The sequence below is a fragment of the Kitasatospora sp. NPDC036934 genome (genome assembly GCF_055608425.1).
In genome coordinates this window covers 291,498-303,264 of the sequence record NZ_JBVJQR010000009.1, presented here as the reverse complement: position 1 = coordinate 303,264, position 11,767 = coordinate 291,498, and the positions used below count along the sequence as shown (strand labels likewise).

Sequence of the window (11,767 nt, the reverse complement as noted above, 5' to 3'; positions counted from 1 at the left end):
CCGACGGCCGCATCGTCGACGAACTCCACCACCCCACCGCCGACACCGTCCTGGACCGCATGCGCCGCTTCGACGCCAAGGGCCGCACCAGCTGACACCCGGCCAGCCGGCCCCACGCCCTCGAACCCCTCCAGGACACCTCATGTATCGCACCGCACTGCGCAATGTGCTGGCCCACAAGGGCCGACTGCTGATGACGGCCCTGGCCGTCATGCTCGGAACGGCGTTCGTCGCCGGCACCATGGTCTTCTCCGACACCTTCGGCAAGGCCATGCGGGACAGCAACTCCAAGAGCTACTCGGACGTCTCGGTCCAGGTGGTGGACCGCGCGGCCGGCTCCGGGGCCACCGCCCGGCAGAAGAGCGAGAGCGGCTCCGCGGCGCTCACCGACGCCACCGTCCAGCAGCTGGCCGCCCTGCCCGGCACCGCCGGCGCCCGCGGGGTGGTCAGCGGCTTCACCGGGGTGGCCGACAAGAAGGGCAACCTGATCGGCCAGTTCTGGGCCGCCAGGGGCGCCAACTTCGCCCCGGGCCAGGACGGCAAGGACGCCCGCTACCCGATGGCCGAGGGCCAGGGCCCGACGAACGCCAAGGAGGTCGCCCTCGACCGCAGGACCGCCGACAAGGCGGGCTACAAGGTCGGCGACACCGTCCGGGTGGCCGCCAACGGCCCGGTCGTCGAGGCCCGGCTCACCGGTGTCTTCACCACCGACGACCCGGTGGTGAACACCGGCGGCACCCTCACCCTGTTCGACAAGGCCACCGCCCAGCAGCTGCTGCTGGAGCCCGGCCGCTACAGCAGCGTCGTGCTCACCGCCAAGCCCGGCACCGGCGAGGACGCGCTGCTCGCCCAGGCCCGGCCCGAGGTGCCGGCCGGCGACCAGTTCGACGTCGAGACCGGCGCCACGCTGAAGGCCGACGAGCAGGCCCAGATCACCAGGGGCACCGACAGCATGCGCACCATGCTGCTGGTCTTCGCCGGCATCTCGCTGTTCGTCGGCATCTTCATCATCGCCAACACCTTCACCATGCTGGTCGCCCAGCGCACCAAGGAGCTGGCGCTGCTGCGGGCGATCGGCGCCAGCCGCAAGCAGGTGACCCGCTCGGTGCTGGTCGAGGCGCTGCTGATCGGCGTCGTCTCGGCGGTGGCCGGTCTGCTGGCGGGCATCGGGATCGGCGCCGGGCTGCAGTCCCTGATGGGCACGCTGAACGAGAACATGCCGAGCGGCTCGCTGGTGATCGCGCCGACCACCGTCCTGGTGACCCTGCTGGTCGGCGTCCTGGTGACGGTCCTGTCGGCCCTGCTGCCGGCCGTGCGCGCCGCCCGGATCGCCCCGGTGGCCGCGATGAGCAGCGGCGACCAGCCGACCAGTCAGAAGAGCCTGGTGGTCCGCAACACCATCGGATCGCTGTTCGCGGCCGGCGGCCTCGCGCTGATCGGCTTCGGCGCCTCCACCGGTGACGACTCCGGCCGCATGCCGGTGGGTCTGGGCGCCTTCCTGGCCCTGATCGGCGTGTTCGTCCTGCTGCCGCTGCTCTCCCGTCCGGTGGTCGCCATGGTCGGCCCGCTGCTGCGCGGCCTGGGCGGCACCCCCGGCAAGCTCGCCCAGCAGAACGCGGTGCGCAACCCGCGCCGCACGGCGGCCACCGCCGCCGCGCTCACCATCGGCCTGACCCTGGTCAGCGGCCTGACGGTGATCGGCACCTCGGTCGGCGACACCATCGACCGGGCCGTCACCAGCTCGATGAAGGCCGACTACATCGTCTCGGCCGCCAACGGCATGAGCCTGTCCCCGCAGGTGCCCGACCAGATCGCCAAGGCCTCCGGGGTCGCGGCCTCCTCGCCGATGACCTCCGCCTCCTGGAAGCTCGACGGCACCCGCCGGGACGTCACCGGCCTGAACCCGGACGGCTTCGAGCAGCTGGTCGACATCAAGCTGACCAGCGGTTCGGCCGCCGCCCTGGGCAAGGGCCAGCTGCTGGTGGACCAGGACGTCGCGACCAAGTCCAAGGTCTCCACCGGCTCGACGATGACCGTGACCTACCCGGACAAGTCCACCGGTCAGCTCACCGTCGGCGGCGTGTACGAGAAGGGCGGCATGCTGGGCCCGGTCCTGCTGGCCAACGGCGAGATCGCCAAGCACGAACCCCAGCCGTACGTCTCCGACGTCCTGGTCAAGGGCAGGGACGGCGCCACGGACGGCCTCAAGCAGTCGCTCAAGGACGCCACCGGCGCCAACCCGGTGATCGAGGTGAAGTCCAAGCAGGACGTCCGGGACTCCTTCAGCCAGACCATCACCTTCGCGCTGAACATGATGTACGGCCTGCTGGCGATGTCCGTGCTGGTCGCGATCCTGGGCGTGATCAACACGCTGGCCATGTCGGTCTTCGAGCGCAAGCGCGAGATCGGGATGCTGCGGGCGATCGGCCTGGACCGGCGCGGCATCAAGCGGATGGTCCGGCTGGAGTCGGTGGTGATCTCGCTCTTCGGCGCCGGGATCGGCCTGCTGCTCGGCTGCTTCATCGCCTGGGCGATCAACGGGACGCTCAAGTCCAGCCTGAGCGGGCTGACCACCGTCCTGCCGTACGGCCAGCTGGCGCTGTTCCTGGCGCTGGCCGGGCTGGTCGGCCTGGTCGCCGCGCTCTGGCCGGCCCGCCGGGCGTCCAAGCTGGACATCCTGTCGAGCATCAAGACCGACTGACGCCCCGCCCGTCCGTCCCGCCCCCGGTCGCCCCCGCGGCCGGGGGCGGGGTCGCGGGGCCCCTGGACACAGCGAGAGCCCCTGCCGGAGTTTCGGCAGGGGCTCTGCTACTGCTGTACTCCGCCCGGTCGCACGGCCGGCTGAGCACCACGGAGGTCGTGGTCCGGCGACACTGCCGGGCGGAGGGCCTCCGACTCATACCCCGGCGCTCCCACACCGGGGTCCAGTCGCTTACTTGCTGGCGAGCTCCTTGTCGGCGGCCGGCTTGGCAGCCTCGACGGGCTTGGTGGGCGGCGTGACCTCCTGGATCGGGAGCTGCGGGTTCTCCATCTGGGAGAGGCCCACGGCTTCGCGCTTCAGGAACATCGCGAGGGTCCAGTCGGTGAAGACGCGGACCTTGCGGTTGACGGTCGGGACCATCGCGCCGTGGTACAGGCGGTGGAACCACCAGGCCGGACGGCCCTTCAGCTTGTACTTGCCGAAGAGGATCGCCACGCCCTTGTGCAGGCCGAGACCGGCGACCGCACCCAGGTTCTTGTGCTTGTACTCCTTCTGCGGGAAGCCCCGCATGCCGGAGATGACGTTGTCACCGAGGACGACGGCCTGACGGCAGGCGTGCTGCGCGTTCGGCGGGCACCAGGCGCCCTCGCCGGCGGCGAGGTCCGGCACCTGGGCGTTGTCGCCGGCGGACCAGACGTAGTCGAAGCCCTGGACCTGGAGGGTCGGCGCGGTGTCGACGTGGCCGCGCGGGCCCAGCGGGAGGCCGAAGTTGGCCAGCACCGGGTTCGGCTTGACGCCGGCCGTCCACACGATGGTGGAGGCGTCCATCTCCATGCCGTTCTTCAGCATGACGTGGCCGTCGATGCAGGAGTCCATCGAGGTCTCGATGTAGACCTCGATGTTGCGCTCCTCGAGCTTCTCCTTGGTCCACAGACCGAGGTCCGGGCCCATCTCGGGGAGGATGCGGTTGGCCGCCTCGACCACGACGAAGCGCATGTCGTCGCGGCTGACGGTCTTGTACAGCTTGGCCGCGTCGCGCGCCATGTCCTCGATCTCGGCGACCGTCTCGATGCCGGCGAAGCCGCCGCCGATGACGACGAAGGTCAGGGCCTTGCGGCGGACCTCCTCGTCCGAGGTGGACTCGGCCTTGTCGAGCTGGGCCATGACGTGGTTCCGGAGGCCGATGGCCTCCTCGACCGTCTTCATGCCGATGCCGTTCTCCGCCAGACCCGGGATCGGGAAGGTGCGGGAGACCGAGCCGGTCGCGACGACCAGGTACTCGAAGGGCAGCTCGTAACTGTCGCCGGCCGCCGGCTGGATGGTGGCGACCTTGCGGGCGTGGTCGATGCCGGTGACGGACCCGGTCAGCACCTCCGCCTGCTTGAGGGTCTTGCGCAGCGGCGCGACGAGGTTGCGAGGCGCGACGTTGCCGCCGGCCGCCTCGGGGAGGAAGGGCAGGTACGTCATGTACGACCGCGGGTCCACGACCGTGACGGTCGCTTCGCCGTAACGCATCTTCTTGAGGATGCGCATCGCGGCATACAGGCCGACGTAACCACCGCCGACAATGAGGATGCGAGGACGCTCCGTGGTGCTCATATCCGAAAGTATCCAGCACCGCCCGGAGGAGCCTTCGTGAGCCCGGTCACAAGCTCATGGACACCCCGTGCTACACTCCGCGCCCACAAAAACGACACCGGCGCACCGGCTCACGGGCCCCGGCAGTCCCTCGCGAACGTGCGCCGGAGCACCACCCGGCTGAGCAGCAACGATCCGTACAGTGCCCGGGTTCCCGCTTGTGATTTCGATTTTCAAACCCTGAACGAGGCCTGACCTGCGATCCAAGGGGCCGCGCGAGCGACCGGCCTTCGGTCTCACAATTCGGGCGTAGCGGGCCCCGGGGTGCGACGAATGACTGGATCGCCATGTGAAGAAATTCACGAAGGTTCTCGCCCGAGCCCGGGCGCGCCCCGGCCCCGGCGCCCCGGAAAGGGCGTCGGGGCCGGTGCCGTAAGGCCTGCGGGCCTTCAGGAGGCCGTACTCCAGGCGATGCCGTCCAGGATGTCGTGCTCGCTCACGACCACCTCGGCGGCGCCGGTGCGCTCCATGATCTCCAGCAGCTCCAGCGCGCCCGCCGCGATCACGTCCACCCGGCCCGGGTGCATCGACGGGATCGCCGCGCGCTCCGCGTGGGTGGCGGCCAGCAGCTCCCGGGCGATCTCCGCGACCCGCTCGCGGCTGATCCGCGAGTGGTGGATCCGCGCCGAGTCGTAGGCGGGCAGGTCCTGGGCGATCGCGGACACCGTGGTGACCGTCCCGGCCAGGCCCACCAGGGTGGCCGCACCGGTCAGCGGGACGACCTCCTCGGCCTTGTCCAGCTCCGCCCGCACGTGCGCCCGGGCCTCCGCGACCTGCTCCGCGGACGGCAGCTCGGCCCCGGCGAAGTGCCGCTCGGTCAGCCGCACGCAGCCGATGTCGACCGAGCGCGCCGCCTCCACCTCGGCCGCGCCGAGCACGAACTCGGTGGAGCCGCCGCCGAGGTCGAAGACCAGGTAGGGCGCGGGGAACTGGCCGCCGGTCAGCTCCCTGGTGGCGCCCACGAAGGACAGGTGGGCCTCCTCCTCGCCGCTCACCACCTCCGGCTCGACGCCCAGGATCTCGCGCACGCCCTTGACGTACTCGTCGCTGTTCTCGGCGTCCCGGGAGGCGCTGGTGGCGACGAAGCGGGTGCGCTCCGGGCCGACGCCGAAGCCCTCGATGATCTCCCGGTACTCCCGGCAGGCCGCGAAGGTGCGCTCCAGCGCGTCCGGGTGGAGGCGGCCGGTCCGGTCCACGCCCTGGCCCAGCCGGTTGATGATCATCCGGCGGTCGAGGTCGGTGATCTCGCCGGTCTCCGGGTCGAGGTCCGCGACCAGCAGCCGGATCGAGTTGGTGCCGCAGTCGATCGCGGCCACACGGGTCATGCTCACTCGGACTCCTGCTCCGCTGCGCCGGCTTCCGAGGCCGCGGCCTCGGCGGCGCGCTTCTTGGCGGCCCGCTCGGCGGTCTTCTGCTGCTTGGCCTCGATCACGGCCTCGTGGTCCTGCTCCTTGGCCCGGTTGCGCAGGACCCGCTGCCCGGCCGCCTCGACCTCGGCCGGGGAGACGCACGGGCCCTTGGCCCACCAGTCCTCCAGCATGCCGATCGCCTCGTCGCCGAGCGGGTTGACGCCCTCGCCGGCCGCCAACGAGTGGCCGACCAACACGTGCAGGCACTTCACCCGGTCCGGCATGCCGCCGGCGCTCGGGAAGCCCTCCAGCACCTCGATCGCGTCGCGCCGGGCGATGTAGTCCTCGTGCGCCTTCTGGTAGGCGGCGGCCAGCTCCGGATCCTCGGCGAGGCGGGCGGTCTGGTCCTTCATCACGCCCTCGGCCTCCAGCGTGCCGATCAGCGAGGCGGCCTTGGGACAGGTCAGGTAGTACAGCGTCGGGAACGGCGTGCCGTCCGGCAGCCGGGGGGCCGTCTCCACGACGTCGGGGTTGCCGCAGGGGCAGCGGTGCGCCACACCGCGCAGGCCGCGCGGCACCCGGCCGAGCTGGGCGGCGATGGCCGCGACGTCGGCGTCGGAGACGGCGGGGTGGTTCTCAGTGGTCATGGGGGGTGGGGTCTCCAACGGAGGACGGGGGGAGCGGACGGGGGGCGGCGGGGGCCAGCGCGACGGTGTCGGCGGCGTCCACCGAGTCCCAGATGCTGGTGTACCAGGGCTTGGCGGCCTTCGCCTGGCCGGCCGCCGCCTCGGCGGAGGGGGTCGCGGGGCCGGCCGGGGCGGCGGGCCGGGCGGCCGCACCGGACGGGTCCACCGCGATGTACGGGGTCTCCCCCGGCACCGCGTAGTGCAGCCGGGCGCGGGCCTGCGCCTTGACGTACTCCGGATCCTGCCAGCGGGCCTTGTCCCGGCGCAGCTGGTCGACCTGCTGGCGCGCGTGGTCGGCCTTCGCCCGCTGGGCGGAGATCTCGGCGCGCTGGGAGATGAACTGCCGGGTCGGGTAGGCCAGGATCGCGACCAGCGAGCAGAGCACCAGGACGAGGACGGTCGCCCGGCTCGTGAACCGAGGCCGGGCCGCCAAGCCCGGGATCCTCCAGCCAGCCATCTCCCGTATCCCCTCCTGGTCGCGACGGTGCCCCGCCGCCCACCCTACGGGGTGTGCGCCGGGGCACCGGTCAGGCGTGCGCTACCGGGGACAGTCCCGGGCCTCGAACCTGCTGTGCTTACTGGTCCGCGGAGCGGAACCGCGGGAAGGCGCCGCGGCCGGCGTACTCGGCGGCGTCGTCGAGGATCTCCTCGATGCGCAGCAGCTGGTTGTACTTGGCGACGCGCTCGGAGCGGGCCGGGGCACCGGTCTTGATCTGGCCGCAGTTGGTGGCGACGGCCAGGTCGGCGATGGTGACGTCCTCGGTCTCGCCGGAGCGGTGCGACATCATGCAGCGGTAGCCGTTGCGCTGGGCCAGCTCGACGGCGTCCAGGGTCTCGGTCAGCGAGCCGATCTGGTTCACCTTCACCAGCAGGGCGTTGGCGGTGCCGGTCTCGATGCCCTTGGCCAGGCGGGCCGGGTTGGTGACGAACAGGTCGTCGCCGACCAGCTGGACCTTGTCGCCCAGCTTGACGGTCATGGCCTTCCAGCCGTTCCAGTCCGACTCGTCCAGCGGGTCCTCGATGGAGACCAGCGGGTAGGCGGCGACCAGCTCGGCGTAGTACTCGATGAGCTCGGCGGCCGACAGGGCCTTGCCCTCGAACTGGTAGGCGCCGTCCTGGTAGAACTCGGAGGCGGCGACGTCCAGGGCCAGCGCGATGTCACGGCCGGGCACGTAGCCGGCCTTCTGGATGGCCTCGGTGATGAGGTCCAGGGCCTCCCGGTTGCTGTCCAGGTTCGGCGCGAAGCCGCCCTCGTCGCCGAGGCCGGTGGACAGGCCGCGCTCCTTCAGCACGCCCTTGAGGGTGTGGTAGACCTCGACGCCCCAGCGGACGGCCTCGGAGAAGGACTCCGCGCCGATCGGGGCGATCATGAACTCCTGGATGTCGACGTTGGAGTCCGCGTGGGAGCCACCGTTGAGGATGTTCATCATCGGGACCGGCAGGACGTGCGCGTTCGGGCCGCCCAGGTAGCGGAACAGCGGCAGGTCACTGGCCTCGGAGGCGGCGTGCGCGACGGCCAGCGAGACGCCCAGGATGGCGTTGGCGCCGAGCGAGGACTTGTCCGGGGTGGCGTCCAGGTCGAGCATGGCCTGGTCGATCAGGCGCTGCTCGGTGGCGTCGTAGCCGACCAGCTCCGGGCCGATCTGCTCGATGACGGCCAGGACGGCCTTCTCCACGCCCTTGCCGAAGTAGCGGTTCTTGTCACCGTCGCGCAGCTCCAGCGCCTCGAAGGCGCCGGTCGAGGCGCCCGACGGAACAGCGGCACGACCCGTGCTGCCGTCGTCGAGGCCGACCTCGACCTCGACCGTGGGGTTGCCGCGGGAGTCGAGGATTTCGCGGGCTACGACGACATCGATGGACGGCACGAAGCATCTCCTTGCGGAAGCAGGGTCCGGCTGACGGTGGTGCCGGTCGGCCGGAGGATTGCGGAGTCGTTACGACCAGAGCCTAACCGCCCGGGCTCCCGGGGCCACGTCGACCTCGACTCCGTCTCAGCGTGTGGCCCCGCTACCCACCGGTAGTTCACCTGCCCGACCCGACTTGTCCCACCATCACGGACGAACGCGGACGAAGGGGACCGCCGGACGCGGCCCCCTCCTCCGTTCGGCTTCCGGAGCCGTGCGGAACGGCTCAGCCGAGGTGCAGCACCTGGCCGGGCAGGATCAGGTTCGGGTCGCCGCCGACCGTGCCGCGGTTGCCGTCGTACAGCGCCTGCCAGCCACCGGACACGCCCTGGGCGGCGGCGATCGTCGACAGCGTGTCGCCGGAGCGGACGGTGTAGTCGTGGCCGGTCTGGGCGGACGGGGCCTGGGCGGCGCGCGGGGCGGCGTGCTTCGGCGTGTACTGCTGCACCGGCTGCTCGGCGGGCCGCTCGGCCTGCTTCGGCGCGGCGTGCTTCGGGGTGTACTGCTGGACGGGCTTCGCGGCGGGCTTCGCGGCCTGCGGCTGGGCCTTCTGCTTCGGCGCGGACTGCGGCTTGGCGTCCGAGGAGGTGTCCACGGCCGCCGGGGCGCCGCCCTTGCTCAGGCCGGCCTTGACGGAGCAGACCGGCCAGGCACCCGGGCCCTGCGAGGCGAGCACCTTCTCGGCGACCGAGATCTGCTGCGCCCGGCTGGCCTGGTTGGCCTGCGCCGCGTACGCGGTGCCGCCGTACGCCTTCCAGGTGCTGGGGGTGAACTGCAGGCCGCCGGAGAAGCCGTTGCCGGTGTTGATGCTCCAGTTGCCGCCGCTCTCGCACTGGGCGACGGAGTCCCAGACGGAGGCCGGGGCGGCGGAGGCTCCGGTGGCGGTGAGGAGCGGCAGTGCGAGTCCGACGCCGGCCACACCGGCGACGGCGATGGCCTTCTCGGCCTGGGAGCGACGACGATGACGGCCAGTTCCAACGAACAGCATGAAGGTCCCTCTCCGCACGCCTGCGAGGTGAGCTGTCGGGTTCGGACCGGGAGGTGGCCCGGCCGCCGTCGACGGAAACGATTCCGCTCGGGCGGCTTCACCCCAAGCCGTGGGGAGACGGCAACAAACCTGGGTCCCCCGCCCCTGCCCAGGGTCTGGTCGGTTTCCCGTCGCGCGGCGGGCAGGATTCGGCGTTCCGCGCACGGGGTCCGCAGCTGCGAACTCCAGGGAGACTAGACAGATCCTCAGACCAATCACAAGCTCATATCACCGACATCACACAAGAATTACGGCGCGTGCTCGATCGCCTACCAACAGCGGGGCTTTGTCCGGTTTGATGCTCGTTCACACCGCATCTGGAGCCTGCTCGACGACGTCACGTCAGTGTGTCGGGGCCTCAGGACGGGCGTGCGGGGAGCGGGCTTCCGGACTGAATTCGACCGGAAGTTCGCGCAATCCACGCATGATCAGGCCACCCCGCCAACGCAGGTCCTCCGGATTCTCGGCCAGCCGCAGATCGGGCAGCCGTGAGAGCAGCGTGGCCAGCGCGGCCCGTCCCTCCAGCCGGGCCAGCGGGGCGCCGATGCAGTAGTGGATGCCGTGCCCGAAGCCCAGGTGGGGGTTGTCGCTCCGGGCCAGGTCGAGGGTGTTCTCGTCGGCGAACCGGGCCGGGTCGCGGTCCGCCGCCGCCAGCACCACCAGCACCGGGTCGCCGACCGGGATGTCCACCCCGCCGATGGTCAGCGGCCGGGTCGCGAACCGCCAGGTCGCCAGCTCCACCGGCCCGTCGTAGCGCAGGAGTTCCTCGATCCCGGTCTCCAGCAGCCCGGTCTCCCCCAGGGCCACCGACTCCTGCAGCAGGCGCCGCTGCTCCGGGTTGCGCAGCAGCGCGTAGGTGCCGTTGCCGATCAGGTTGACGGTGGTCTCGAAGCCCGCGAAGAGGAGGATGAACGCCATCGCGGCGGCCTCGTTCTCGGTGAGGTGCTCGCCGTGGTCGCTCGCCCGGATCAGACCGGAGATCAGGTCGTCGCCGAGGTCCGCCCGCTTGCGGTGGATCAGCTCCAGCAGGTACGCCCGCATCCGCCTCACCGCCCGCCCCACACCGCCGCGTTGGCCGCCGCCTTGGCCCGGCTTCGTGTGTCGCAGCATCATCCCGGCCCAGTCCCGGAAGTCGTCCTGGTCCTCGGCCGGCACGCCCAGCATGTCGCAGATCGCGTAGATGGGGAGCGGGAAGGCGAACTCGTGGATCAGGTCCGCCGATCCGCGCTGGGCGAAGCCGTCGATCAGCCGGTCGGTCAACTGCTGCACCCGCGGCTCGAACTCGGCCACCCGGCGCGGGGTGAACGCCTTCGACACCAGGCGGCGCAGCCGGGTGTGGTCCGGCGGGTCGATGTTCAGCAGGTGGGTCATCAGGTCCGCCTGCCGCTCCCCCGGGATGCCCACCCGGCCGGTGCGGTGCGCCTGCTCGCTGTGGTGCGCCGGGTTCTTCGACAGCCGGCTGTCCGCCAGCGCCTGCCGGGCGTCCGCGTACCTGGTCACCAGCCAGGCCTCCACGCCGCTCGGCAGGGTGGTGCGGCGAACCGGGGCGTGCTCGCGCAGCCAGGCGTAGGCGGGGTACGGGTCGGCGGCGAACTCCCAGGTGAAGAGCTCCGGGGCGGGCTGCGGTTCGGGCTGGGCGGCGGGCCGGGGGCCCTCGGGCTGAGCTGGCATGCGTCGACCGTAACCGCTGGACCGGACCGGGCCGGACGGGCGCCTGGGCGGCCACCGGGAAGTCACCGGTTCATCCGTCGCCGGCGAGCGGTGCGCGAGCGGCGGGTGAGCGGTGCGCGAGCGGCGGGTGAGCGGTGCGCGAGGGGTGCGCCAACACTCCGTGGACGGCCCGTGGACGGTCGGTGGACAGCCCTTGGACAGCTCTTGGCCCGGTGGCAGGCGTGAGCCTGGTCACCTGCGGGGTAATCCCTGTTGCGGAGGGTCAGGACGTGCCTACGATCCTCCGCAGTACGCGTGGGCGCCGGTGCGGTGTCGCCCACAGGGAGGAGCAGGCCATGCGGGTCAGCGGAGCAGTCGTCGTCATCGCGGTGCTCGACGGCGGTTCAGGAGCCGACCTCGCCCGCGGGTTCACCGCGGCCGGCGCCGCCGGGATGCTGATCGCCGACCAGCACGCCGGAGTCGCCGAGGACCTCGCCGCCGAACTCGACCGGCCCGGCTGCCCGGTGGTCGGCGTCGGCGGTGACATCCGTCGGCCCAGCGACGTCGCCGCTCTGGTCGACACCGCCGAGAAGCACCTCGGGCCGATCGACCTCTTCTGCGTCGCCGGCCCCAGGGGCGAGCGGATCGTCTCCCTCGCCGACCTGCCCGACCACCTCGACCTGGAGCGGCTCGCCGAACTGGTCGCCCTGGTCGGCGAGGCCATCGGCGAGGTCGTGCCGCCGCAGCGGCGCCCCGCCGAACACACCGCCGGGCACACCGCCACGGCGGCCTGAACGACCGCTCCGGCCCGA

8 protein-coding genes, 2 pseudogenes and 1 riboswitch are annotated in these 11,767 nt (G+C 71.7%); of the genes and pseudogenes, 3 read left to right on the top strand and 7 right to left on the bottom strand.

Annotated features, from left to right (window positions below; all coding sequences use genetic code 11):
* Positions 1 to 95, top strand: a pseudogene (locus ACZ7BZ_RS16790) (ABC transporter ATP-binding protein); the annotation flags it as partial.
* Between the two features lie 47 nt (positions 96 to 142).
* A complete protein-coding gene (locus ACZ7BZ_RS16785) occupies positions 143 to 2,701 on the top strand; it encodes an ABC transporter permease (RefSeq protein WP_470358970.1) in 2,559 nt (852 codons plus the stop codon).
* A gap of 231 nt (positions 2,702 to 2,932) precedes the next feature.
* On the opposite strand, the gene ACZ7BZ_RS16780 is transcribed toward ACZ7BZ_RS16785, so the two are convergent.
* The 7 genes and pseudogenes from ACZ7BZ_RS16780 to ACZ7BZ_RS16750 all read right to left on the bottom strand — a co-directional run bounded on the left by ACZ7BZ_RS16780 (position 2,933) and on the right by ACZ7BZ_RS16750 (position 10,976).
* Complete coding sequence (locus ACZ7BZ_RS16780) at positions 2,933 to 4,300, bottom strand: NAD(P)/FAD-dependent oxidoreductase (protein ID WP_380462460.1); 1,368 nt, start codon at positions 4,298 to 4,300, stop codon at positions 2,933 to 2,935.
* Between the two features lie 428 nt (positions 4,301 to 4,728).
* The gene (locus ACZ7BZ_RS16775; protein ID WP_470358982.1) at positions 4,729 to 5,664 is read right to left on the bottom strand and encodes a Ppx/GppA phosphatase family protein; all 936 of its coding nucleotides are present in this window, start codon (positions 5,662 to 5,664) and stop codon (positions 4,729 to 4,731) included.
* A gap of 152 nt (positions 5,665 to 5,816) precedes the next feature.
* Positions 5,817 to 6,353: pseudogene (locus ACZ7BZ_RS16770) on the bottom strand (DUF501 domain-containing protein); the annotation flags it as partial.
* Positions 6,325 to 6,807, bottom strand: a complete 483-nt coding sequence (locus tag ACZ7BZ_RS16765) for an FtsB family cell division protein (RefSeq protein WP_470358969.1) — start codon at positions 6,805 to 6,807, stop codon at positions 6,325 to 6,327. The pseudogene ACZ7BZ_RS16770 and the gene ACZ7BZ_RS16765, both read right to left, overlap by 29 nt.
* 142 nt (positions 6,808 to 6,949) lie before the next feature.
* The gene (eno, locus tag ACZ7BZ_RS16760; RefSeq protein WP_380462462.1) at positions 6,950 to 8,239 is read right to left on the bottom strand and encodes a phosphopyruvate hydratase; all 1,290 of its coding nucleotides are present in this window, start codon (positions 8,237 to 8,239) and stop codon (positions 6,950 to 6,952) included.
* A gap of 265 nt (positions 8,240 to 8,504) precedes the next feature.
* Entirely contained in the window at positions 8,505 to 9,266 is a 762-nt protein-coding gene (locus ACZ7BZ_RS16755; protein ID WP_470358968.1) for a transglycosylase family protein, read from the bottom strand.
* A 1-nt stretch (position 9,267) separates the two neighbouring features.
* Positions 9,268 to 9,437, bottom strand: a riboswitch (cyclic di-AMP (ydaO/yuaA leader).
* Between the two features lie 210 nt (positions 9,438 to 9,647).
* Positions 9,648 to 10,976, bottom strand: coding sequence for a cytochrome P450 family protein (locus ACZ7BZ_RS16750; protein ID WP_470358967.1), 1,329 nt, complete (start codon positions 10,974 to 10,976; stop codon positions 9,648 to 9,650).
* Positions 10,977 to 11,311: 335 nt separating this feature from the next.
* On the opposite strand from ACZ7BZ_RS16750, the gene ACZ7BZ_RS16745 reads away from it, so the two are divergent.
* Positions 11,312 to 11,749, top strand: a complete 438-nt coding sequence (locus ACZ7BZ_RS16745) for an SDR family NAD(P)-dependent oxidoreductase (protein ID WP_470358966.1) — start codon at positions 11,312 to 11,314, stop codon at positions 11,747 to 11,749.
* Positions 11,750 to 11,767 lie beyond the last annotated feature (18 nt).